The organism is Microcoleus sp. w1-18aA5, assembly GCF_036701705.1.
Taxonomy (GTDB): domain Bacteria; phylum Cyanobacteriota; class Cyanobacteriia; order Cyanobacteriales; family Microcoleaceae; genus Microcoleus.
This window is the reverse complement of the sequence record NZ_JAUPTE010000041.1, coordinates 33,649-57,918: the sequence shown is the minus strand read 5'-3', so window position 1 is coordinate 57,918 and position 24,270 is coordinate 33,649. Positions and strand designations below refer to the sequence as shown.

The 24,270-nt window shown below is 44.8% G+C and carries 15 protein-coding genes and 1 pseudogene; 6 read left to right on the top strand and 10 right to left on the bottom strand.

The window, feature by feature from the left end:
- Nucleotides 1-490 precede the first annotated feature (490 nt).
- Nucleotides 491-1,601 (top strand): annotated as a pseudogene (locus Q5691_RS16395) (IS630 family transposase).
- Nucleotides 1,602-1,999: 398 nt separating this feature from the next.
- Here the strand turns inward: Q5691_RS16395 and Q5691_RS16390 are convergent.
- From Q5691_RS16390 to Q5691_RS16380, 3 genes are all read right to left on the bottom strand, one after another.
- Complete coding sequence (locus Q5691_RS16390) at nt 2,000-3,964, bottom strand: ABC transporter ATP-binding protein/permease (RefSeq protein WP_333345647.1); 1,965 nt, start codon at nt 3,962-3,964, stop codon at nt 2,000-2,002.
- Nucleotides 3,965-4,171: 207 nt separating this feature from the next.
- Nucleotides 4,172-5,029: a DUF1361 domain-containing protein gene (locus tag Q5691_RS16385; RefSeq protein WP_333312238.1), complete on the bottom strand. Its 858-nt coding sequence runs from the start codon at nt 5,027-5,029 to the stop codon at nt 4,172-4,174.
- Between the two features lie 253 nt (nt 5,030-5,282).
- Nucleotides 5,283-9,563 (bottom strand): PAS domain S-box protein, encoded by a 4,281-nt coding sequence (locus Q5691_RS16380; protein ID WP_333345644.1) that lies wholly within the window; start codon nt 9,561-9,563, stop codon nt 5,283-5,285.
- Between the two features lie 520 nt (nt 9,564-10,083).
- Here Q5691_RS16380 and Q5691_RS16375 point away from each other — a divergent pair.
- A complete protein-coding gene (locus Q5691_RS16375; protein ID WP_333345641.1) occupies nt 10,084-11,451 on the top strand; it encodes a TldD/PmbA family protein in 1,368 nt (455 codons plus the stop codon).
- A gap of 554 nt (nt 11,452-12,005) precedes the next feature.
- Nucleotides 12,006-12,164, top strand: a complete 159-nt coding sequence (locus Q5691_RS16370) for a hypothetical protein (RefSeq protein ID WP_333213888.1) — start codon at nt 12,006-12,008, stop codon at nt 12,162-12,164.
- A gap of 193 nt (nt 12,165-12,357) precedes the next feature.
- On the opposite strand, the gene pirA is transcribed toward Q5691_RS16370, so the two are convergent.
- Together pirA and bioF are read right to left on the bottom strand one after the other, a co-directional pair.
- On the bottom strand, nt 12,358-12,507 hold the full coding sequence (pirA, locus tag Q5691_RS16365) for an arginine synthesis PII-interacting regulator PirA (protein WP_172185012.1): 150 nt from the start codon (nt 12,505-12,507) through the stop codon (nt 12,358-12,360).
- Between the two features lie 284 nt (nt 12,508-12,791).
- Nucleotides 12,792-13,964 (bottom strand): 8-amino-7-oxononanoate synthase, encoded by a 1,173-nt coding sequence (gene bioF, locus Q5691_RS16360; protein ID WP_333345638.1) that lies wholly within the window; start codon nt 13,962-13,964, stop codon nt 12,792-12,794.
- A gap of 66 nt (nt 13,965-14,030) precedes the next feature.
- On the opposite strand from bioF, the gene Q5691_RS16355 reads away from it, so the two are divergent.
- Nucleotides 14,031-14,966 carry an exopolyphosphatase gene (locus Q5691_RS16355; protein WP_333213885.1) on the top strand — a complete coding sequence of 312 codons (936 nt, stop codon included), beginning with the start codon at nt 14,031-14,033 and terminating at the stop codon, nt 14,964-14,966.
- Between the two features lie 123 nt (nt 14,967-15,089).
- Here Q5691_RS16355 and Q5691_RS16350 read toward each other — a convergent pair whose 3' ends face one another.
- Both Q5691_RS16350 and Q5691_RS16345 read right to left on the bottom strand, forming a co-directional pair.
- Nucleotides 15,090-15,323, bottom strand: coding sequence for a hypothetical protein (locus tag Q5691_RS16350; RefSeq protein ID WP_333213883.1), 234 nt, complete (start codon nt 15,321-15,323; stop codon nt 15,090-15,092).
- An 11-nt stretch (nt 15,324-15,334) separates the two neighbouring features.
- On the bottom strand, nt 15,335-16,456 hold the full coding sequence (locus tag Q5691_RS16345) for a glycosyltransferase family 4 protein (RefSeq protein WP_333213882.1): 1,122 nt from the start codon (nt 16,454-16,456) through the stop codon (nt 15,335-15,337).
- A gap of 137 nt (nt 16,457-16,593) precedes the next feature.
- Here Q5691_RS16345 and Q5691_RS16340 point away from each other — a divergent pair, with 137 nt between their 5' ends.
- A complete protein-coding gene (locus Q5691_RS16340) occupies nt 16,594-16,785 on the top strand; it encodes a hypothetical protein (RefSeq protein WP_333311837.1) in 192 nt (63 codons plus the stop codon).
- A gap of 706 nt (nt 16,786-17,491) precedes the next feature.
- Here Q5691_RS16340 and Q5691_RS16335 read toward each other — a convergent pair.
- From Q5691_RS16335 to Q5691_RS16325, 3 genes are all read right to left on the bottom strand, one after another.
- Complete coding sequence (locus tag Q5691_RS16335; protein WP_333311836.1) at nt 17,492-18,619, bottom strand: type II secretion system F family protein; 1,128 nt, start codon at nt 18,617-18,619, stop codon at nt 17,492-17,494.
- A gap of 210 nt (nt 18,620-18,829) precedes the next feature.
- Complete coding sequence (locus tag Q5691_RS16330; protein WP_333085111.1) at nt 18,830-19,927, bottom strand: type IV pilus twitching motility protein PilT; 1,098 nt, start codon at nt 19,925-19,927, stop codon at nt 18,830-18,832.
- 92 nt (nt 19,928-20,019) lie between these two features.
- The gene (locus Q5691_RS16325; RefSeq protein WP_333345634.1) at nt 20,020-22,026 is read right to left on the bottom strand and encodes a GspE/PulE family protein; all 2,007 of its coding nucleotides are present in this window, start codon (nt 22,024-22,026) and stop codon (nt 20,020-20,022) included.
- A 1,294-nt stretch (nt 22,027-23,320) separates the two neighbouring features.
- Between Q5691_RS16325 and grpE the strand changes: the two genes are divergently transcribed.
- Entirely contained in the window at nt 23,321-24,115 is a 795-nt protein-coding gene (gene grpE / locus Q5691_RS16320; protein WP_333213876.1) for a nucleotide exchange factor GrpE, read from the top strand.
- The last annotated feature ends 155 nt before the right edge of the window (nt 24,116-24,270 follow it).

The window sequence follows — 24,270 nt, the reverse complement described above, 5'->3', positions numbered from 1 at the left end:
GGACATTTTGACCTGAACCCTCAGTGAGATTAATCTGTTATTCTATCAGGCCTTACACTAGAATGAAATAGCCCTGAGTACGGCATTATCAATTGACAATCTCAAAAACCCGCCCCGACGGGGATATTATGGTTAATCGATCGGACACGATATCAGTTCTCTAGCAGTTTAGCGCCAGATGTTTTAGCTGAGTTGTTGCTGATAATCCTGTTTTCATACGATCGCTGATAATTTAGATGTCAAATGAGTCGATCGTCTCGGAGAACCTTCAATCAACGGCTGGGAAAATGTTTGCTGACTGCGGCGGTTCCTCCTGCTGTCCTCAAACAGTGCCAAACTGAATCTGGGAATTGACGGGGTGACAACGCCACGGAAACCTTGATATGTAGAGGGTTTATCCTCTTGAACCTCCCTCAAGAGAGTAGCAATTAAGCTGTTGTGCCTTTAAATTGGGTATAATAAAAAATGAGTTTAATCAAAATATACAAAAATGCCAGCTAAAAATCATCTCAATCCCCAACAAATAGAGAAACTACAAAAAGCCTTAAGAGAGGAAGAAAAGGCAAATATTAGAGAAAGAATTCTAATTTTGTTATTGCTCAATGACGGCAAGACACAATCTAAAATTGCTGATTTTTTGGGCTGCTCAGTAAACAAAGTATCTTATTGGTGTATAAAGGGAGATCCCGACAATTTAGAAAGTCTAATAGATGAGAGGATGAAGGGAAATCACAAAAAAGCCACAGATAAATATATAGAAATATTATTAGAGACTAAGAAAAAGACCCTCAAGAATTAGGATATGATTTTGGCCGATGGACAGCGCAGAGATTAGCAACATACTTAGAGGAATCCACAGGGATAAAATTAAGTGGAGGACAAGTTCGGAGGATTTTAAAGAAAAAAAAGTATGTTTACATCTGGGCTAAGTATAGCCTAGAGTCCAAGAGAAATACTGAAAAAAGAACAGCGTTTAAAATAAAGATAGCCGAATATTTAAAAATAGAAAAAGAATCGCCAGAACGATTACAGGTATGGTTTTGGGACGAGAGTGGATTTAGTTTAAGAGTCACCAGAAGAAAGAACTGGTGTAAAAAAGGCAGCCGAAACAAGGTTCGAGGAGACAGAAGAAAAGGCAGAGTTAATGTAATGGGAGGAGTGATAAATTCGGATAAAAAAAGGTGGGTAGAGTTCCTTAAAAAAGGCAACTCATATAATTTTTATCAAGTGCTAAAACTCTTTCATGAAGAGCTAATTAATGAATGGTATCAGCAGGTAATCAAGCCTCAGAATTTGCGGAAAAAGGAACCAAAATAGTGATTATCCTTGATAATGCTAGTTTTCACAAGAAACAAGAGTACCTGAAAATAATTGAAACAGAAATGCCTAACCTTCATTTAGAATTTCTCCCCGAATACAGCCCCGACTATAACTTAATTGAATTAGTATGGCATTCGGCAAAAGAATATATTACCAATCGACTTTTTACATCTATTGAAGAGCTAGAGTATTTATTGCACCGCCTCTTAAATGAAGGGCAATTAATAATTAAATGGGGTCGCAAAATTAAAAATAAGGGGAATGCTTGTATCACAGTTTAAATGTGCAACAGCTTATGGATTCAAAGCTTTGTAGATTGTCTACTGGGGTATTCTTATAAAGGATCTCTGCTATTTCTTGGAGATTTATTTTGATCTTCTGCTGTTCTTCTGGGGTCATGCGAACTTGGATTATGGTAATTTATCTGCTTTCTATTATGCCATCAGCTTAGCCAGACAATAGTCTGAGTATTTATACTGACTGCAAAAGTGGAATGCTCTCTGAGAAAGGGGGGAGTTAATCTGCATTAATTGTTGCTATTTCCCTACCCCTAAAACCTATTGTAGAGTGGAGGCGCGACGCTTAATTTATAGCAACCAACTATAAATCTCCAACCGCACCACAACCCACCGCGAACCAACAACCGGGTAAATTCACAATTCTTGAAAGCAGGGCTGTATCAGCTAAAATTTGTCGCACTAGCGCGGTATTCTTGCGCCGAAAGCAGCCGCCAACTCCCATCGCCCAGAAGTTCCAAAACCTGTTGGTGATATTTCACTAAACTCAATCGGTGACCGACACTCACAAACGTAGTTTTAGTGGCTTGCAACTGCTCGTATAAATGTTGCTCGTTCTTCAAATCCAAAGCACTGGTCGCCTCATCCAAAATAGTGTATTTCGGTTCCGTCAATAACAATCTAGCAAAACCTAAACGTTGCTGTTCTCCCAGCGACAAAATCTCACCCCAATCTAAATCCGCATCAAAACCGCCCAATCTGTCCGGCAAATCTGCTAAATTTACTGATGCCAAAACGCGGCGCAATTTTTCCTCATCAACCTCGCTCCTGCTGTTGGGATAGAGAAGTTGCGATCGCAAACTACCCAAAATCATATAAGGACGCTGTGGCAAAAACAGCATTTTCTCCAATTCCGGCCGCGCCAAACGGCCAGTTCCCGATTCCCACAAGCCCGCAATTGCCCGCAGCAAAGAACTCTTCCCAGCACCGCTTTGACCGACAATTAACAGTCCTTCACCGGGCGGCACGGCTACCGACAAATCCCTAATCAAAGTCTTTTGATGGTGCGGAGTATCTAAAGTAACGTGTTCCAGTTTCAATTGCGAACTTATAACTGTATCGATTGTTCTGAAGTCGAGTTGAACAGGACTTTTATCACATCTTAAGGACTCATTAAACGTGGCTAGACGATTAATTCCGGCTGCAAACAAACTCAAGCTTTCAATGCTATATACAACGAAAGAAAAAGCCTCAGAAACCTGACGAAAAGCAAATTCAGCTTGAGTAATATCGCCGTATCTGATCTCACCTGCAAAGTAGATAGAAGCCAGGAATAAAGAGGGAATAATATAAGTCGCATATCTATAGCCAACTCTAAAATATCCCAGATTCCGCTGCCAACCAATTAGGAAATTAAAGTTCCGAACTGCTTCTAAAAATCGGTGTTTCACCTGAACAGATTCCTGTGCTTCTCCCCGGTAAAAAGCAATTGATTCTGCATTGTCCCGAATGTGAACCAATCCATAGCGAAAGTCAGCCTCTTTGCAGAGCTGATTGAAGTTCAAAAATATCAACCTTTTGCCAAAAAATACCATGACTGTCGTGCCAAAGACAGCATAAATAATTAGTCCGATCGAAAGACTTTTGGAAATAGACCACAGAATGCCTGTAAAAGAAATAATATCGATAACTGCTCCCAATATCAGCAGCAAAAACTCTAAACTTGTGCTAGTGAAAGATTTGATATCTTCAGCAATCCGCTGGTCGGGATTGTCGATTTCCTTCTGAGAGTTAATTTCGTAATAAGCGCGGTTTTGAAAATAACTACCCAGGAAACTCTCAGTCATCCATTCTCGCCAGTACAATCCCAGTTTATCTTGGGTATAGCCGTAAATAACAACTATCGGGGTACTGATAATAAAAACTCCAGCATAAACCCACATAAACCGCCAAAAAGTAATATGATCTTTTTCAGACAGTGCGGTCGTAAAAAAATTACTAATATAGCTAATGACTACGTTAATTCCGCTAACAGACAGTGACAAGAATAGCAGCAGAGCTAACATTATCCACTGTTTCCAGCGCGGTATCAATTTGCTTTTGAAATAAAAAAAAGCAGCCAGCGGGAGGATTAGCATTAAACCAACGATCGCAATTGTCGGTGAGTAGATAATTCCTTTGATCAAAGTAGCTAAGCCAGCCGCAACCCCATTAAAAGCCTCGGGAAATAAGACTTGAGTACCCAAACATACAGCACTGACGAACACAAACATCGCAGCGAAGAGAAATATCAACAACAGCGCCACTAATCCCAAAAATACCCTGCCTCCCCCAGGCTCTAAAGGATAAAAGTAAGGTTGAGCGATCGCAATAAATCTCTGCCACAACTGACGGTCAAATCGATTCATCTTTGCTGTTTACAAAACTACTTTGACTGTTCTAACATATCAAGTCTTGTGACAAACTGCAGCAGTAATTTATTTCGGAGTTTAGCGAAAAAAATTGTCTCACCCACAGACGGAAACTTGTTTTCCTAGTTAACTGGTGAGAAAAATTTTGGGAGCTTAGTTCAAGCTCTTAGATTCATCTGTGGAGTCAATCGTTTAATCTCAAATCTAAAATCTCAAATCGATGGGATCAGAAGGAGTGGCGCTTTCGCCGGAAAAGTCCGACTGCAATTTGCTGCTGTAAAATCGCTGGCTAATCCCTAAAATTACTTGTTTCATTAGCCAATACAAAACAGCAATCACTACAAAAGTTACAGCCATTACTAAAACCGGACGCTTGCCTATCAAATCGTTCATTACTGTGTTAACCAGCGCATCGGGGTTAGTAAGAATGTCCCAAGTGTTGAAGCGGATAAATCGCCCTAAATAAATGCCGATCGCCGAAAGTGCGTGTATAGTTATCTCTGTTCCCAGGATAAATTTACTCCAACCCTGTTGCTTCAAATAGTAACCCAGATTCATCACCGACAGCACGTAAGCCCCAAACCCGATCAGCATAAACGCCAGATACTGCGGGATCAAAGCTAGAGTCACAGTCCACACCGAGTTCCCCTCTTTAATCTGCTCGATCAGGTGAATGATATCAGTTAAAACATAGGGCGCATTGGGCAAAAATGCGATAAACCAGAAAAAGCCGCCCCACCACCGGAGAGAGCGAACTCCGCGCTGCCGCAGTACCCAGATGTCTACAGCCATCAATGCCAGCGTAATCACGATCGCCCCCAAAACGTAAGTTTTGCCCACATCTTGCACAATATGCTTCAGATAGCCTAAAACATGGCGCATACTGGGCAAAAAAGTAGCGCCCAGGAGAATGCCCGTACCCCACAGCAGCCAGCGCGATCGAGGTTTGCGGAACAGCCAAAAACTCAGGCCCAGCGGTACTAAACCCAAAAACAAATTCCAAGACATCCAGCGGACATTGTGTCCCATTGCTTGCAGGGCTTCCAGGATTAATCCCATCATGTCAATTTTTATACAATTAAAGGTTTGATGCAGCACCGCTTCGTTAGCAGCTTCAGTCTATTTTAGTCGTTAACTTGTAGGGTGCGTCAGCTTATCGCGGCGCGCCTGAAAATCAATAACTGCTGACGCATACTAGCAGTGTGGACTCAATCTCAAATCTCAAATCGACTGACGAACCCTACCACTGTGGAGTTAATTCTCAAATCTCAAATCTCAAATCTCAAATCTCAAATCTCAAATCGACTGGCGCACTCTAGTATTTATCCACTTTGTGGATCGGAATCTCAATCTTAAAAGTTGTCCCCCATCCTATGGACGAAATACAGTCAATCTTGCCCTGGTGCTTTTCCACCACAATCGAGTGCGCGATAGACATTCCCAAACCCGTACCTTTGCCCACAGCTTTTGTAGTAAAAAACGGGTTAAAAATGCGATCGACTATCCCCTCGGGAATTCCCGTACCGTTGTCCGAAATTTCTACCCTAACAGTGTTCTGGGGAGTTACACCTGTGGAAATAGCAATCCGTCCACTCTTTGTCTCTGATTGTGGAACCGATAACTGATGATATCGTTCTTCAATAGCATCAATGCCATTAGCAATAATATTCATAAACACCTGATTCAGTTGGCTCGCATAGCACTCCACCAGTGGCAGTTTTCCAAACTCCTTAACTACTTCAATTTCCGGGCGACTCTCCCGACTCTTCAAGCGGTGCTGCAAAATTAACAAAGTGCTTTCAATTCCCGCGTGAATATCGACCGGCTTCATTGCCGATTCGTCCAGCCGCGAGAAATTTCGGAGGGACAAAACAATTTGCCGGATGCGCTCGGTTCCTACCTGCATCGAGCCCACAAGTTTTCTTAAATCCTCAGCCATGAAGTCCAAATCAATCTCTTGAATGCGATCGACAATTTGTGAATTAGGTTCGGGATACTCCTGTTCGTAAAGACTCACCAGATCGAGCAACTGTTTTGTATACTGGTTGAGATAATCAATATTAGCGTAAATGAAGTTAACTGGATTATTAATTTCGTGAGCAATCCCGGCAACTAATTGCCCCAAAGAAGACATTTTTTCAGTTTGAATGAGCTGAGTTTGAGTAGAGCGCAATTCCAGGAGCGCCGACTCTAAATCTCGAGCTTTTTCTCTTTCTCGCGCTTCGCTTTGTCGCAGTGCTTCCTCTGCTTGCTTGCGAGTCGTAATATCCTGGGAAACTCCAATTATTACCTTAGCCTGACCCTCCCCATTCCTACTAAAAATAGTATCGCGACTTTGCAGCCACAAAAATTGACCGTCTACTGCCTGCACCCGGTACTCAATTTCTCTAGTTTGGCCATCTTCCATTCCTGCAAAGCTGGCGTGATGTTTCACGATTTTAGGCAAATCTTCCGGGTGTATTAACTGAGGCATCAGTGACGAATCCATCGCTGTAATGTCGTCGCTGGTATAGCCCAAAAGCTCGATCATTGAAGTATTAGTGTAGATATTTCGCTGTTCTTCCAAGTCGTAGAGATACAAAATACCGGGAGTAGCCGATGCTACTTTTTGAATGAACTGCTGACTTTCTTGCAAAGCTAACTCAGCTTGTTTGCGATCCGTAACATCAACCGCGATAGCGTCCCAAATAATATCACCGTTTTCTTTAGCTTCAGGACGCGAAATTATCTGAAACCATCGAATTTTGCCGGAAGGTAGTACGAATCGTCCTTCCCAGTGCCAAGGTTGCAAAGTTTGGGCTGAAATAGCAACGGATTGGTCATGATTTTGGCGGTCATCGGAATGAATTAAATCTGTAATCAAAGCCGCATTTTGCATAACAGCTTCGGCTTCTCGCTCAAACATTTCTCGGCAAGCCGGACTCATGTAAGGGAAACTGAAAGAGCTATCTGTACGCAATACAAATTGATAAATTACTCCCGGCACATTACCCGACAGCTTTTGGAATCTTGCCTCGCTTTCCCGTAGTGCTTCCTCTGCTTGTTTGCGCTCCGTAATGTCAGTAATTGAACCAACCATGCGGACTGCTTTTCCAGATACGTCCCACAAAGCTTGTCCCCGACTCAATATCCATTTGTAGGCGCTGTTGTAGCACCAGCAGCGGTATTCGATGATGTAATGCGGCGTTTTCTTGTTTAAATGGTCTTGGAGAGCTTGCATTACTAAGGCTAAATCGTCGGGATGCGTACCCCTGTTCAATTCGTCAAAGTAATCGAGAGTTTCGCTGTGTTCGTATCCAGTTATTTCTTTAAATCTATCGGACAGGAATAGTTCCCCTGTTTGCAAGTTCCAGTCCCAAATGCCGTCATTGTTGCCTTTGAGTGCTAACTGCCAGCGTTCTTCAGTTTGCATCAATTGAGCAGTTCTATCTTTGACTCTATTTTCTAGTTCTTGATTGAGCTGTTTCAGACTTTCTTCTGCCTGGTTGCGTTCGATCGCAATTCCTGCTAAATTCATCGCGGCTTCTATCAATTGCAGATCAACAATTGGGGGGTGGCACGGTTGGGAATAATACATTCCAAAAGTTCCCAAAACTTGACCCTGAGATGAGAAAATAGGAGTAGACAAGCAAGCCCTCAGTCCAAAACTCAAGGCTAAATCTCGATAATTTTCCCACAAAGGGTCGCTGGCAATATCTGTAACGATCACCTGTTGGCGGGTAAACGCAGCAGTGCCGCAGGAGCCTACCTCCGGGCCGATGGGTCTGCCATGAATAGCAGCATTGTAACTGTCGGGTAAACTGGGCGCGGCTCCGTGCAGTAAATGTTTGCCGTCTGGAGCTAGAAGCAATATCGAACCGATGATATCTCTAGATTGCAGCTCCATAATTTCAACTAAGGTATTTAAAGTATCGCCAAGAGGAGCGCCCTTAGCAATCATTTCTAAAATTTGTTTTTGACCGGTTAACCAATTTTCAGCTTGCTTGCGCTCCGTAATGTCGCGGGCTACCCACAGAGCAGTTTTTTCTTTCAGTGGTGAAATGGTACCGGCAAACCACTTTTGTACGCTGGCAATTTCCAGGTGATATTCAAAAGTACAGGTTTGATTTGTAGCGAGGGCGTTGCGAATTTGCTCCAGAAAAAATTCTCCCTTTTCTGGAGGGAATAAATCGTTAATTTTTTGACCTGCAAATTCTGCAGTCGGCTGGTATAATAATTGGGGATTGGTCGGGGCAACTTTCAGGAACCGTCCCTCAATATCGAGTTCAAAAATTACATCGTTCATGGCAGCGAACAAAGCTCGAAGTTCCGATTCAGAAGCTTGTAGAGCGATTTCAGCTTGTTTGCGATCGCTAATATCCGTCCCGATACAAAGCAGTCCTGCCACATTTCCCTTCGCATCTAGTAAAGGTTTATTTGTCCACGCTATCCACACCCTTTCTCCATTGCTGCGGATGTTTTCATTTTCGTTTTGGAAGTATTTTTGCGACTGTGCCAAACAGTCTCGAATCTTTGTCGCGAGGTCACTTTCAAATAACTCTGTTTTCGGTATAATTGTGCCGATCGCACTTTTGCCGATGATTTCTGCTTCTGAATACCCGAAAAAAGTTTCAGCAAACTCGTTAAAAAAAGTAATCTTGCCTTCACTGTCTAACTGCACAATCATGCTGTTAGCATTCTCAACTAATTGCCGATACTTAACTTCGCTCGATCGCAGTTTCGCACGGCCGTACACCCAGTTAAAAACCGCCGCCCCGCTCAAAAGTGCCAGCAAGCCACCTCCAAAAAGCAGCCAGCCCCGAAACGGCGAATTCGCAAGCCATCCTCCTGCCGGAATTGCTGCCAACTGCCAGGAACCGTTGGGCAAAGTCACTTCCAGCAGCACGGGATGGTGTTGAAAAATTGACTCGTCACCGAAAAACACTGGGCCGGAGGCTCCAGTCCCGTCTTTGCCCCGCAGAGCGTATTGCAGCTTCGCTGAGGAGTCGTTGAGTCCTGCTTCCTCAATCAGGGAATTTTTGTCGATGATCAAACCTGTCAAGCCCCAGTAAACTCCTGTTTCAGGCTCGGCGCCGGAGGGTGTGAGAAAAATCGGCGATCGGCTGATCAAAGTCTCGTCCCCCTCCAATAATTTCACGGGCCCGGCAAGCAAAGTTTTTCTGGTTCGGATGACCTCTTTGACCATTTGCCGCTGTTCGGGTAGCGCCGTCAAGTCAACCCCGATCACCGCTTCATTTCCCTCCCGCGGGTAAATGTAAGCGACCGTTGTGCCTTTAACTAAAGTTATCGCGCGAATGCCCGGTTGCTGTCCGACCAGAATTCTCGCCGTCGCTGTAAACTCGGCTTCGGTGATGTTTGGGTTGTTGGAAAGGTAAGCCCCCAAACCCCGCATCAAAAACAGGCGGGAATTCAAAGATCCTTCCAGCTTAGAACGGACTGTGCTGAGCCGATCGAGCGTGGTAGCGCGGTTGTAGTGAAAAAACCGCCGCTGTTCCGATCGATCTAAAATGCCAACTCCGACCAAAATTGCTATTGATGCCGAAATAGCTGCTAAATACGGTGAAATTTGGAATTTTTTAACCTTAAAGTATTCCATCTGCGGGGGGTTAAGGTATTTTTTTACGTCTTTAGATAGATTTAGTTTAGTTTGATTTCTCTAGGCAAATCCAAAATTTTCGGCATACCGGGCTTTTCGCAAGCGGGCGCGAGTTTTTTGTGTTCGAGGACGCCCGTCGAACGCGGGCGATCGCCAAGCCTCTCATCATTAATTCTATGGAAAAAGTTTTAAATCTACAATCGACTGACCGAAAGTAATGTGGTCATAAGCCCCCGGATTCATTCTTTCGCAGACTCAGGACGGAGACTTTAAAAAGCTTTGCATCTTTCCTAAAAAGCCCGCGGATTCATTCCTTCGCAGGCTGAGGACGGGATCAATCTAAAATCTAAAATCTAAAATCTAAAATTGGTTGACTCGCCCTCTATCGGGTAGGGCGCGCCATAATCCCCCACCACAGCGGTGGGGGAACGCGCACCCGAAAGAGGGGAGTTATTAGCTAAAATAGGATTAGCAATAATTTTTTTCAGCGCTACGGCTAATCATTCATAGGGGCAATTTGATGCAAGAACAGTTGATGGAAGCGATCGCACCTTACCGTGATCGCGTAGATTATCTAGAAGTTCGCCTCGAACAAAGCGAGTCAACTGCGATTAGTTTTCGCGGCCCTCAGTTAGATGCTGTCAACCGCAGTTTTAGTCTCGCCGGCGGCATCCGCGCCTGTCACAAAGGTGGCTGGAGTTTTGTAACTTTTAACGGTTTAGATGAGTTAAAAGACCGCATTGAAGAAGCTGTAGTGCAGTCTCGTTTGGTTGGCAGCGAAAAAACTCTACTAGCAGATGTCACCCCGATTCAAGATTATGTAGCGGTGGAATTGGGCCGCGACCCGCGCTCTATTACTCTAGCCGAAAAGCGGAAATTGCTCGAATCTTATAATCAGTTGCTGTTAGATTATGACCCACGAATTCAGACGACAATGGCAGGTTACAGCGACAGATTTGGGATTACTTATTTTGTGAATTCTCAAGGTACTTGCATCGCTCAAGAGCGCTTGGACGTGACCGGGCGTTTCGGGGCGATCGCCCGTGGCGAGGGTGGTGTCGTCCGCCAAGGGTTTGAGTCGATTCACTCGCGATCGGATTACAATGTCTTGACAAATATTGAAGATCGTGTTAAAAGTGCTGCCGTTCGAGCTGTAGGCCAACTAGAGGCAAAATCGGTGAAAGGCGGTCAGTATCCGGTGATTTTAGACCCTTATTTGTCGGGAGTTTTTATTCACGAAGCTTTCGGGCATTTGTCGGAAGCAGACGGCATTTACGAAAACCCAAAAATGCAGGAATTGTTGACTTTTGGCAAGCCTGTGGCGATCGAACAATTAAATGTAATTGACGACGCCACTGTGCCGGGATTACCGGGAACTTTAAAATATGACGACGAAGGTGTGCCGGCTCAGTGCAAGCATTTAATTAAAAATGGAGTTTTAGCGGCTCGAATGCACAATCGCGAGACTGCGGGCAAAATGGGCGAAAGTCCGACGGGAAATGCCAGGGCTCTGAGTGCTACTTTTATGCCTTTGGTGCGGATGACTAATACTGCGATCGAGTCTGGCGAACATTCTTTTGACGAAATGGTTGCGGACATTGACGAAGGAGTTTATGCAGTGCGGATGTTGGGAGGACAAACCAACGGCGAAATGTTTACCTTTGCGGCGGCTCAAGGGTTCATGATTCGCGACGGCAAATTAGCCGAACCGGTGAGCGATGTCACTTTAAGTGGCAATGTATTTCAGACTTTAAAGGATATTGAGTCTATAGGAAACGACTCGGTTTATGCTTACGGCGGTTGTGGTAAAAATGGCCAGAGCGGTTTGCCAGTAAGCGTCGGCGGTCCCCATTTGCGGATTAAAAATGTCGTCGTCGGAGGAAGATAATCATTAGTCATTAGTCCTTAATTATTAGTTCAAAACTTACGCAATTGGCACATGGTGAGGGCGCGATCGCGCCCTCACGCCTCACCTTAACCAGTGCGGGACACTGACAAGTTGACAAACCACTGAAAATCTACTATTGAGGGCTTCAGCGAGGTCGTCCGGTGTTTGGGAGACTTCAGAAATTACAGAGAAATTGGGGAAGTGCGATCGCGATTATAGACTTTACCAGGCTTTCCCCTAATTTTTTGTTTAATTCCCCTTAAATTTCTTTCATCTCTACCCGATTATTCAGCCTAATGGGAATCTCAATCACAAATTATGCACCCGGTTCTGTTGGCTGTGATAAACACTTCAAATCTCCGCCGCGCTTCTCCACCATAATCTGATAGGTAATCAGATCATCCCAAACCAGTGTCTTGACCCGCAGGTTCAGTTGTAAAGAAAGGACTAAATCGATGGGTTCTTACCTAGCTTGTTATTCCCAGCCCATTGTCTTTCACACCGATTCTTACCCCATCCTAATTCAGCATAGAAGTACAAATCGTAATCGTACCATGGTCATTTTTAATTTGCTCGGAGGTGCGTTTTTGGTCATAGCAATTCAAGGCATGAATCGCATTGCTCAGCAAATTCATAAATATCTGATTCAACTTACCGACATAACATTCTATTTTTGGCAAATCTTTTTGGGACGAGGCGCACTCTACAGATAGAGTTTGTGCGTACAGGAGTGTTTCCTCTTTCTTCTTCCTTCTCAATAAAAAATCCCGGTTTCTTCAAGAAACCGGGATTTTTCCTACCAACTAAGAGAGGAGTCAAAACTTCACAGGTAGCGGTTGCCGGAATTCTGCATTTCTCGCACAACCCTCTAAACCAAACTACGGGCAAATTCTAGTTGCAGCTTCTTTAAAGCTGTCTCATTTCCTCTTCAAGCACCCGAACCAAATCTTGATTGCCACTGGATCTCGCTACTTCTATGCGGTGCATCAGTTGCTTGTGAATGTTAGCCCGGTGGGTTTCTGCTACTTTTTTTACGTTTTGACGATTTGTGTTCATGGTGGACGTTCCTTATATTAAATTTGGTGTACCTGCTACTTCTCTAATATAGCGCTAAATTCCAAAAAGTATCTAAATTTACAAAAAATTTACAGTTGTTGACCGATCGACAAAACTCCTGTATAAGATTGGTCATAAGTCAATAGCGATATCTTGACAATCAGAAGTCATTAGGCCGATGCCCGATGCCCGATGCCCGATGCCCGATGCCCAATGCCCAATGCCCGATGCCCGATGCCCAACATTTACATTTAGTCAAGCGGTGCGCGGTACGCACCCTACATTTACTCAAAACTCAAAACTTGCTTCAGCGCCTCTCCCAACTGCTGAATGTGTGCGAGCTCGTGAGTTGCCATCAGCGAAATCCGAATTCGACTCACGCTTACAGTCGGAGGCCGAATCGCCGGAGCAAAAATACCCATCTCCTTGAGTTTGCTGCCGACTGTTAAAGCGGAGGCTGCATCTTTTAACGGAAGAGTGAAAATTGGGGAGAGGGAATTGGTAATTGGTAATTGGTGATTGGTAATCGCGCAATATTTGAAAGTTTCGATATTTTGTCGCAACCGAACTCGGCGTTCTGGTTCTTGCTGTACAATTCTCACAGCTTCCAAAGCAGCCGCCGCATCAGCAGGCGTCAGTGCTGTAGTATAAATCCAAGTCGCAGCTCGATTACGCAGAAAATCAATTAAAGCAGCAGAACCCGCAACGTAACCACCTAAACTTCCCAAAGCTTTGCTGAGTGTACCCACTTGAATCAGTGGTGTTCCCGTACACCCGAAATGTTCTGCACAACCGGCACCGCTAGCACCGAAAACTCCTGTAGCGTGAGCTTCATCTACTAATACCATGCAGTTAAAGGTTTCGGCCACAGCCAACAACTGTGGCAGCGGACACAGATCCCCATCCATGCTAAAAACGCTATCGCTAATAATTAAACACTTGCGGTATCTCGCGCGATTTTGCTCTAACTTTGCTGTTAAATCCTCAAGATTGCAATGACTGTACTCTATGGCAGTTGCACCGCTGAGTGTTGCTCCGTTTTTCAGGCTCGAATGGTTGTACTTGTCAGATAATATCAAATCGCGCTTGCCGACAACGGATGCGATCGCCCCGAGATTCGCCAAATATCCCGAACTGAATACTAAAGCATCTTCAGTTCGTTTTAAATTAGCAATAGCTTGTTCTAGCTGTCGGTGCAAATCGCGGTGTCCGCTGACCAACCTCGAACCCGTCGCACCCGTACCAAATTCCTTAGTTGCAGTCATAGCAGCTTGAATTAACCTGTCATCCCCTGCAAGTCCGAGATAATCGTTGCTGGCAAAGTTAATCAGGCTGTGGCCCGATAACTTTACCACAGGCCCAGGGGAACTGTCGATCGATTGTGGCGATCGATACCAATCGGCACGGCGAACTGTGTCTAGGGCCTTCTCTATCCAAGCGTAAGGGTCTGCGTTCATATTGGAAAGCGATCGGGTAATACGTTATATTAGCTGGTGATCAGTTCCTCCCTATCACAGAAGCATATGCCACTCACTAAAAAATACAGATTAGTCACCCGCAGCGATTTTGACGGTCTTGTCTGTGCCGTTTTGCTCAAAGAACTCGATATGATCGACGAGATTAAATTCGTGCATCCTAAAGATATGCAGGATGGGAAAATCGAAATAACAAATAACGATATTAGCACCAATTTACCCTATGTTGATGGAGTTCATCTAGCTTTCGATCACCATTTCAGCGAAACTCTTAGACACGAGAAAATCAAAATTAACCACATCATCGATCCCTATGCAGCTTCAGCAGCTAGGGTACTGTACAAATATTATGGAGGCAAAGCAAAGTTTCCTGATATTTCTGAGGCGATGATGGCAGCCGTTGACAAATCAGATTCCGCTCAATTTGCCCAAGAAGAGGTTCTGCATCCACAAGAATGGGTGTTGTTAAACTTCATCATGGACGCCCGAACTGGCTTGGGAAGGTTTAAAGAATTTACGGTTTCCAATTATCAGTTAATGATGCAGTTAATCGATTACTGCAAAAATCATACCATCGATGAGATTTTGCAGCTTCCTGATGTAAAAGAAAGAGTAGACCTCTACTTCGAGCAAGAAGAAAAATTTAAAGAGCAAATACAGCGATGCGCCAAAGTTTATAATAATTTAGTTGTTTTGGATTTGCGTAACGAAGAGGTCATTTACGCGGGGAATCGTTTTGTAATTTATGCTTTGTTCCCTCAGTGCAATATATCGATTCACGTACTTTGGGGACTGAAACAACAAAATACTGTTTTCGCAGTTGGCAAGTCAATCTTTAACAAAACTTCTAAAACTAATATTGGGGAGTTAATGTTAAGGTATGGTGGCGGTGGACACCAGAATGCCGGAACTTGTCAGATTGAGAACGATCAAGCTAGTCAAGTTTTGAAAGAGTTAATTTCCCAGATAGAGCAAAATGGTTAAACTGGCTTTATCTTTTTTGCAGTCAGGACTTGAGTCTTTGATTATTTATTTTAATTCTCAGCACTAAAGTCCTTACTACAAACAGGGATTTTTAGGACTGAAGTCCTTACTGCCAAAGGGAGTTTAGTCCTCAAGGTTTTGCTCTGGCGGGTTCTGGGCATTGAGATTTTCGGAACTGTTGCCTTTTACTCGTGGCAAATGGTCTACCAAACCCATATCAAAAGCGATATCCGGCAACTCATCAGCGTTATATTTTCCTGGCTCAAACAATCGCCCGGGAGTAAAACAAGGCTGTTTCAATCGTACCACCTCCCCCGGAGAAAACATTCCCCTAAACATTTTGCGTTCGAGTCCCATAATTTCGGCTCCTAAAACAATTGTCGCATTAATTTTAGCAATTTTTGAGCGGCAGTTTCCCAATTAAATAAATCCGCCGTCTCTCTAGCTTTTTGAGCTACGTGAAAACGCATCGGGTCTTCAACAATTTTTCGCAACTGTTCGCGAACAGACTGAACATTTGGTTCTGCCCACTGAGGAGAATTTCTGATTTGTAGATACTGAGTATCGTAACAGTTTCCTACGGGAGTTAGATCGTAAGCAATGGGATAGCAGTTTTCAACATTGGCGTACTCAGTCGGGCCACCATACATAGTCATAGCAACGGGCAAACCTGCTGCAAAGGCATCTAAAATTTTAATCGCAAAACCCTCCCCGCGAAACGGAGCTAAAAAAGCATCGGCTGACAAGTATAAATCAGCTAGTTCTGCTTTATTATAAAATTTAGGGATGATCAGAATTTTTGCCTTTAACTTGCCGAGCTGCTTTTCGATATTGGCGAGATGTTCCACTATAACATCGGGATTTTTCCCTCCATCTTTGATTATTAACTCTACCTTAGAATCATCTTTAAACTCTTCACAAAAAGCTTGAATAGCCAGATCCGTGCCAAATCTATAGAAATCAAAAGAATTGGTCATGTGCAGAATATGTGTTACATCTTTTTGTTTTTTTGGAGATCGGGGAAAATAGAGTTGCGAGATTAAAGGGTTGAAACCTAGAGGCATGACTGATACGTTAGCAGCCGGACATCCAGCTTTGATTAAAACGTTTTTAGAGTATTGGCTGACGGCTAGTTTGTGGGATGAAGTGTTAACAGCATCGTAAATCCAGTAATCATAATCATCATGGTTTTGGGCGAATTCGTAATTGATAGCAAAAAGTTCTAAGTTGAGATGTCCGTTGAGTTCTTTTAAAAAATAAGGTTTCCAATAATGAGACCATTTGATCTGAAATAAATCTGAGGGTGTGGTGTTCATCCACTTCGCTAGCAGGTCATTTTCTTCTGCTGTCGAATTGCGGCTGAGGTGAGAGGCTATTGTTGAAGGTGCGACCGAAATAGGAATTCCCATTTGGTGTAAAGTTTTCGCCAGGGATAGGGTAATGTCGGTGAAGGAATTAAAGTGTTGAAAGGCAACGTTAAAGTGAACCATATTTATTGGTTATGAGTGCAGGGTAATCACATTTGATTTGGTATAAATTGTACTTGACAAATGACAGAAAATGCACCTGCCAGATGTAGGGCTGCGGTGGAGACGCGATCGGCGACCAACAAGCAGTTAAACGGGGAATGGACTCCCGGCAGGTATCCCTCACTCAGGCAGATGGAAAAAGGCTGCCGTCAAATCTAGCGCCAACGAAACATTGTGGAACGTGCTATCAAGCGACTCAAGCAATGGAGTCGGACGCTATTCGATATAAGAAGCTGACTGCCAATTATACAGCCATGATTACGATCGCCTGGATTGTGTTGTGGTTATAGTTTGAAAACACGCCCTAGACAAAAGCACGTGATGGAGATAAATCAACGAGGTGGAACCCCAGCGAGCGTGCTTAGCTGGCTATCAGCATCACACTCAACTTTCATTCCTTAGTTTACGAGCTGCGCTTGAATGATGCTGTCAAATATTTTAAAAATTTCCCTGATCATTATAGATTAATTAAGATGCGATTACCCTGTAAAATCTCTGAATATTTTTTATTCTTTATATTCTGGGATCGTTCAAATTGGCAAAATTTTCTTCTAAAAAACTGGCATTTAACATATTCGCCCCAGGCAATGAATCTGTTTGTTTTGTTGGTGATTTAAAGTTTGAGTCAAACCTTTCTCCATTGATAGCACCCATAAACTACAATAACTACTTTGAAATTGATTCGGATTTAACTGTAGTATATTTTGGGTTCAAATTAAGATGCGTTTACCCTGAAGCGTAAAGCCAGGATTAGGCAGCATTTAAATCTGTCTGCTTATCCTACTTGACTTTTGTGACATTTTCGTAACTTGTCACCAATGGAAAGACCCTGGTAAGGAAGATTTGGAGGCAGAGCCTCCAAATTGTTTTCTCCTTTTAATCGAGGATGTGCCTCCTCCAAAAGTCTGGCCAGGCAGAGCCTGGGGACGATTGAAATAGTCATTGGTCAGGCGTTAATTGCTACTAACTAATAACTAATAACTCATTAGCCCTTTTTTACAGCTTCTGGAACACTGCGAACATCGGCAGATACATCGAGAGCAAAATCGAACCTACGATGCCACCGACGACGACAATCATCAGAGGTTCTAGCATACTGGTAAGTCCTTTTACTGCTTCTTCCACTTCCGTTTCATAGAAAGCGCCAACTTTCATCAGCATCTTGTCAAGTTCCCCTGTCTCCTCGCCAATTGCCATCATTTGAATGGCCAAAGACGGAAAAACAGCTTGTTCTTGCAAAGCAATACTGATCATGCCACCGCTTTGAATTTCCTGTCTCGCATATTCGATCGCATTAGATATCGCCTGATTCCCCGCCACATCTCGCACAATTTCCAAAGAATTGAGAATTGGCACGCCCGATCGCGTCAGCGACCCAAATATTACGCAAAACCGAGCCACAGCAGATTTTTCGATCAAATCGCCAAAAATAGGTAATTTCATGGCAATCCTATCAATTTGTAGGCGACCTATTGGAGTTTTGTAGTACAGATCGAAGGCAATTTTTAGCGCTATAATCACCCCAATAACTGTTATCTGTTGGATGGGAGGCCAAGCCGTACAAAATGCACTAATTGCCAGCATAAACACCGTAAAAGCTGGCAAATCTGCACCAATATCCTTAAAGATTTTAGCGAAAGTTGGTAGCAAGAATATGGTCATTGCGAAAAAAATCACGATCGCAATAAAGAACACAGTCTTCGGATAAGACATCGCCGAATTAATTTCAGCCTCCGTCTTGTGGTTTTTTTCCATCATCACAGCCAGACGGTCTAGGGTTTCATCTAGCACCCCCCCGACTTCTCCCGCCGCCACCATACTGATAAACAGTTGGTCAAAAACATCAGGAAACTTAGCCATCGCCTCTGCCAAGTTTATCCCCTCCTGCACGTCAGCATTCATGCTCCTGAGCGCTCGCTTCAACTTAGCATTAGAACACTGCTCGTGCAGCACGGAAAGGCATCTAACGATCGCCACCCCTGCATTAAACATAGCCGCAAACTGACGAGCAAAAATAGCCATATCCTTAACAGTAAGACTGGTAAGGTTATATTCAATTTGCTCCTGAATCTTACTGAAATCAAAGCCACCTTTCGGTTTTTGGCGGATAACGTTGGTAGCCACAGCTCACCTCTGAAAATTTATTAAAACTTAGTTGTCAGTTGTCAGTTGTCAGTTGTTAGTTGTTAGTTGTTAGTTGTCAGTTGTTAGTTGTTAGTTGTCAGTTGTCAGTTGTCAGTTGTTAGTTGTTACCCATAATTAATAACAACGGTCAACGGCTAACTGACTTATGACCAATGACTAATAACTAATGACTAATGACTGCTGACGGAATTAATGAGCTTTTACCGGGGCGCTACCAACAGGTGCCGGGCCGATCAAGCGTTCGAGTTCGTCAGCCTTAGAAGCCTTGGCCATTGCGGATTCCCAAGTGACTTTACCGCTCTTGTAAAGTTCAGCGAGGGCCATTTCCATCGTCCTCATACCCAATTTGGCCCCCATTTGGATTTGGGAGTAAATCATGGGAGTTTTGCCCTCCCGGATCAAGTTAGCCATAGCTGGAGTATTTACCATGATTTCCATAGCGCAGCAGCGGCCGCCCCCAACTTTTATTACCAAATTTTGGCTGCAAATTCCCACCAAAGAGTTAGACACTTGGGCGCGAACTTGAGGTTGTTGAATGGGCGGGAACACGTCCAAAATCCGATCGATCGTTGCAGCGGCCGAATTAGTGTGCAACGTTCCCATCACCATGTGACCCGTTTCTGCCGCCGAAATTGCCAGACCGATCGTTTCCAAATCCCGCATTTCCCCCACCAGAATTACATCAGGATCTTCGCGCAAAGCAGCTTTCAGTGCATTAGCAAAGCTCTTAGTATCTTCGCCCTTTTGGCGCTGGTGAAACAAACTCTTGATATTAGGAAACACATATTCGATCGGGTCTTCAACTGTTAGAATATGTTCCGCCCGCGTCCGGTTGACCAGATCCAACAACGCCGCCATCGTAGTAGTTTTCCCGGAACCCGTTTGTCCCGTCACCAACAGCATACCCCTGGGTCTTTCAGTCAGATCCCGCAAAATCTGCGGCACGCCTAAAGCATCGGCGTTAGGAATCTTAGAAGCCAGAGCCCGCATACAAGCAGCCCAAGCACCCCGCTCCCGGTAGACATTGACGCGAAACCGAGCCAATCCCCGAACGCCGTAAGCGCAGTCGAGTTCCCACTCCATTTCCAACTGCTTGCGCTGCATATTGTTGAGCATTTGGAAAATCAGGATCTGCACTTCCTCAGCAGACAGAATGTCCCCGTATTGCGTCTGAGGAGTTAGTTTACCGCTGACTCGGAAGAATATAGGCGCGCCCGCTTGGATGTGTATGTCCGAACCCCCTTGCTCTACCAGGGACTCCAGTACGTCTTCAATCATCAGACCCATAGATACCTCTCCTCGATCAAATTGATAGTTATTGACCAATCTAGCTCAGTTAACAGTCAACAGTTAATAGTCAACAGTTAACTGCTGCTGAATCAATCCAAAAAGCGTGGCGTCAAGCAGTACGGACAATCCAGCATCTCCGGCTTCAATTCCGCCTGACAAGTTTTGCAGGTAAGTCCCTGCTTGCGTTTGGCTTTCATTTCAGCCTCCAGGCCAGAGTCTGTAAACGTCACCCGCTCGACTTCTTCAAAGGTAGTCGCGCCTTCTCGCACCAATTGCAAGCTGTAAGCCAACAGCGTTTTCATCCCTTCTTCTACTGCTGCTTCCTTAATTTGCTCTGTGGGAGCTCCTTGAGTGATCAGAGTTTGAAGCCGCTCAGTATTTTTCAGGAACTCGTAAACCCCTACCCGTCCTTTGTAGCCTAGGCCGCCGCACTTCCGACAAAGTTGCTCGCGTTCTGCCAGTTCCTTCCTTTCCTCCACCGGTATGGTGTTGGCTTTGTAAATAGTCAGATCAATTTCTTGAGAAGCCGACAAACCGTACTTGCCGAGTTCTGCGGCAGTAGGCTGGTAAGGAATGCAGCATTTGTCGCAAACGCGCCGCATCAGACGCTGAGCCAACACGCCCAACAGAGCGGCCGAAACCATGAAGGGTTCTACGCCCATTTCGGCCAAACGCGCGACTGCCCCAGCCGCGTCGTTCGTGTGCAGCGTCGTCAGCACCAAGTGTCCCGTCAAAGCAGCTTCCAGAGCAGTTTTTGCCGTTTCCTTGTCCCGCGTTTCCCCCACCAGCATCACGTCAGGGTCTTGCCGCAAAAATGCCCGCAGAATGTTGGAAAAAGTCAAGTCTTTTTCCCGAATTACTTGACATTGCGTAATTCCTGGCAAAGCATATTCGATCGGGTCTTCCGCCGTACTGATATTAACCCCCGGATCGTTCCGTTCCGCCAGAATCGAATACAGAGTAGTTGACTTGCCCGAACCCGTCGGCCCCGTCACCAAAATCAGTCCGAACGGACGGCTAGCACTTTCTCGCACTAAAGCCAAAGTTTCTTCGTCGGAGATTAACAAACCCAAACCCAACTGAGTGCTGGAACTGTCCAAAATCCGCAGCACGATTTTTTCGCCGTACCGGGAAGGCAAGCTGTTCACCCGGAAATCCACCGTGCGTCCCTCAAACACCCGGCGGATGCGGCCGTCTTGAGCTTGTCGGCGTTCGGCAATATCCAGGTTGGCAATAATCTTGAAACGAGCGGTAATCGATGCGACTACCTGCTTGGGAAACCGGAAATACTCTTGCAGCACCCCGTCTTTCCGCATCCGAATCCGCATGAACTCTTCTTGAGGTTCTACGTGGATGTCAGACACCTTTTCCGACAAAGCTTTAGCCAAAATGATATTGACGGCCTTAATTACGGGAGCAGCCTCAGCATCGTCCAAGGTGTTAGCGAGGTCTTCTTGGTCGCTACTCTCCTCTTCTAGCGAGAGCTCGCCAAAATCTCCCTCCCCTAAATCCATCTTTCTCTGTTTTTCGATTTCAGCTTTTTTAGCTTCCCTCTTAACTTGTTCGTCTTGATAAGCAGAAGTAATGTCCTGGTAGTCGTCCGGCGTAATCACTCGTCGCTGCAAAGCCAAGCCATGAGGCTGTAAAATCCGCCGCAAATCTTCTATGGCGTTGAGGTTGTCGGGATCTACCATTGCCACTAAAACCGCCGCAGGCTCAGTTTCAGTCTTCGCTACGGGTAAAAACCGACCTTGGTGACAAATGTCGATCGAAATCTTCAATGCGTCGAGCATAACTCCGAGTTGCTCGTTAGACATTTCGCTCATCTCCGGGTCAAATGCTTCAACGCCGTAGACTATCTTCCGTTCAAACATCTGCTGCTTCTTGTAAAGTCGCAGCAATTCTGGGGGTAACGGCTGCCCGGTAAGTGCTTCTAATACCTCCGTCAAACGCTTGCCCGACTTCTGGCTTTCAATTTGAGCTTGCTTGACTTGCTCGCCGTTGACGTAACCCGACTGAATCATCTTGGTGAGAGCCGGAGTAAAAACGCTTAGAGCAACTATCGATGTGGATCGAGGCGCGGATGTGCTAGTCATAAAAAACACTCAATAGGTGGGAAACTCAGTCACAAAGAGTGCTGAGAGGAAAACCAACGCGGGGTTTTAACCCCCGTATTCTTTGCTTATGGATCAGCTATCATGTTCTTGCTCAATCCCTATCTCTCAAGTGTAAGCTCGTAGTCACCTCTAAGCTTCGTCCACAAATTGACGAGACATTGGAGGGGTTTGCCGATGCTTGCCATCAAATCTTGTTCGTTGAGTGCTAAGTTGCTTACTTATTTGATTAACTTGCGGGATACTCTCGTTATAGCGTCAGGGTACATCACTTGGGGATTCCCCGTACCGGGAGAGAAAAGCGGGGCGGGGTGTGCCCCCTTCCCAGGCTAATTCTATTTTCCCAAATTGTTTGCTCAAATTACACCATCCGTGGTGGCGCGGTTAGCTGTACTAAATTAAAGATGAGCTATGTTCTGTGATGATAGCTTTTACGAAAGCCTCGATCACCCTTGTGAAATATATTTTGATTAATTATCTGCGATCGGTCACTGCCCGATCGTCGGCTGCATGAATTCCCAGGGCAAATTTGGAGCTACTCTAGTTTTGGGTCAGTAAATATTACTTTGATTCTACCCTGGTGTCCGAACCTTTATGACGTAAGCTGGACGGTTCAAAAATCTTGGAAAGAGGCAAATTAGATATCAATTGTATTTACAGATGAGCATCGGATCAAAACCAACTAATCTCTCTCATTTGGCTGGCAAAAATTCGATCCTTCAAGCTACTTCGGCGTTAGTAAATCAGAAAAACCACAGCCTCAATTCGCATCCAGATTAACAACCTAGTATCTGAGTCACAAAAGCACACAGCTAACTACTTAGTCACTCAATACAAATTCCTCTTTCTCCCGACTTGGGAAACTCAGCAAATGGTAAAAAAATCTACCTTTAGGTTGCGACTAAAACAGCCTGAGCGATGATAGCTTAAAGTCACGATCGTTTTAAGTCAACCTTGAAACATCAAGCCTCCTAAGTCGGAAATCAGGTAGTTGACTTGAAAGCAAAATATACTTAAAAAAATGTTGTAAAGGTGATTGGATTAATTAAAAATGAGGAACCAACAAACGTTGGGTTGCCCCCATGGTGGCAACGATTTTATACGTAAATATCTAAACTGGCCTTTGAATATTTTATGGAAAGCTTTAAGCAATGTCTCCAGAGATGGCGAGATTTCCTCTTTTCACATTGTGCCATACACAGTAAATTTGAGTCCTCTAGATTTACCGGGTTAACTGTATCTGCTAGAATTGATAGGGTTCTGTCGCGCAGCTTTTATGATTGACGAGGAAAAACAGCAAGATCAAGATCCTAGCTCAACTGGGGAAACCACCCCAGAGGGTTCGCCAATGGCAAGCGAAAATCCGGCGGCATCGGGAAACTCGAATGAATCGGCGGATTGGGAGCTCGAACTTGCTCGAGCTTATCAAAGTGCTCAGGGCGATCGCACCCCAGCAAACGCATCGGGGCCTACCGTCACCGGCAGTTCAACCAACAGTCCGACTGCAGATGCGGCGGAGCCTTGGAAGAAGGAACTGGCACAGGTAACCGAGGAAAAAGAGGCTTTAAAAACTCAGTTGCAAGTCGCCTCCGCTCAACTAGAAGAACTGAAAAATCAAAATCTCCGCCTAGCAGCAGATTTTGATAACTTCCGCAGGCGTACCCAAAAGGAAAAAGAAGAGCTAGATTTACAGGCAAGGTGTCTCACGATCAAACCCCTGTTGCCGGTAATTGACAATTTCGAGCGCGCTCGATCGCACATCAAGCCGCAAACCGACGGCGAAATGAACATTCACAAAAGCTACCAAAGCGTTTACAAGCAAATGGTAGATAGCCTCAAGCAAATCGGGGTTTCTCCGATGCGCCCCGAAGGCGAACAGTTTGATCCCAACCTCCACGAAGCTCTGCTGAGCGAGCCAACTGACGAACACGAGGAAGGAACAATTATCCAAGAACTAGAACGCGGCTACATTCTGGGCGATCGCGTCTTGCGGCACGCCAAAGTGAAAGTTGCAGCGGCTGGGCTATCTGTGGTAGCCTCAGATGAAAATCCCGATAGTTCAGAAGGTTAATCGGGAGACAAGCTACTGCATTCCTTAAAGTCACTGACCCCCGAATAGAATTCGGGGGGTCCAAGGTGGCCGACTCACCAACTTCTTTTTAATTAAAGATGACTAAAAGCAGGTCAGCGGTTTATCCAAAAATTCTGAAAAATGTTTTTACCAGT

Excerpts from the sequence above, each read along its gene's own strand:
- Q5691_RS16390 (WP_333345647.1), bottom strand. The coding sequence starts at position 3,964 with ATGAATCGATTTGACCGTCAGTTGTGGCAGAGATTTATTGCGATCGCT.
- Q5691_RS16385 (WP_333312238.1), bottom strand. The coding sequence starts at position 5,029 with ATGATGGGATTAATCCTGGAAGCCCTGCAAGCAATGGGACACAATGTC.
- Q5691_RS16380 (WP_333345644.1), bottom strand. The coding sequence starts at position 9,563 with ATGGAATACTTTAAGGTTAAAAAATTCCAAATTTCACCGTATTTAGCA.
- Q5691_RS16375 (WP_333345641.1), top strand. The coding sequence starts at position 10,084 with ATGCAAGAACAGTTGATGGAAGCGATCGCACCTTACCGTGATCGCGTA.
- Q5691_RS16370 (WP_333213888.1), top strand. The coding sequence starts at position 12,006 with ATGGTCATTTTTAATTTGCTCGGAGGTGCGTTTTTGGTCATAGCAATT.
- pirA (WP_172185012.1), bottom strand. The coding sequence starts at position 12,507 with ATGAACACAAATCGTCAAAACGTAAAAAAAGTAGCAGAAACCCACCGG.
- bioF (WP_333345638.1), bottom strand. The coding sequence starts at position 13,964 with ATGAACGCAGACCCTTACGCTTGGATAGAGAAGGCCCTAGACACAGTT.
- Q5691_RS16355 (WP_333213885.1), top strand. The coding sequence starts at position 14,031 with ATGCCACTCACTAAAAAATACAGATTAGTCACCCGCAGCGATTTTGAC.
- Q5691_RS16350 (WP_333213883.1), bottom strand. The coding sequence starts at position 15,323 with ATGGGACTCGAACGCAAAATGTTTAGGGGAATGTTTTCTCCGGGGGAG.
- Q5691_RS16345 (WP_333213882.1), bottom strand. The coding sequence starts at position 16,456 with ATGGTTCACTTTAACGTTGCCTTTCAACACTTTAATTCCTTCACCGAC.
- Q5691_RS16340 (WP_333311837.1), top strand. The coding sequence starts at position 16,594 with ATGGACTCCCGGCAGGTATCCCTCACTCAGGCAGATGGAAAAAGGCTG.
- Q5691_RS16330 (WP_333085111.1), bottom strand. The coding sequence starts at position 19,927 with ATGGGTCTGATGATTGAAGACGTACTGGAGTCCCTGGTAGAGCAAGGG.
- Q5691_RS16325 (WP_333345634.1), bottom strand. The coding sequence starts at position 22,026 with ATGACTAGCACATCCGCGCCTCGATCCACATCGATAGTTGCTCTAAGC.
- grpE (WP_333213876.1), top strand. The coding sequence starts at position 23,321 with ATGATTGACGAGGAAAAACAGCAAGATCAAGATCCTAGCTCAACTGGG.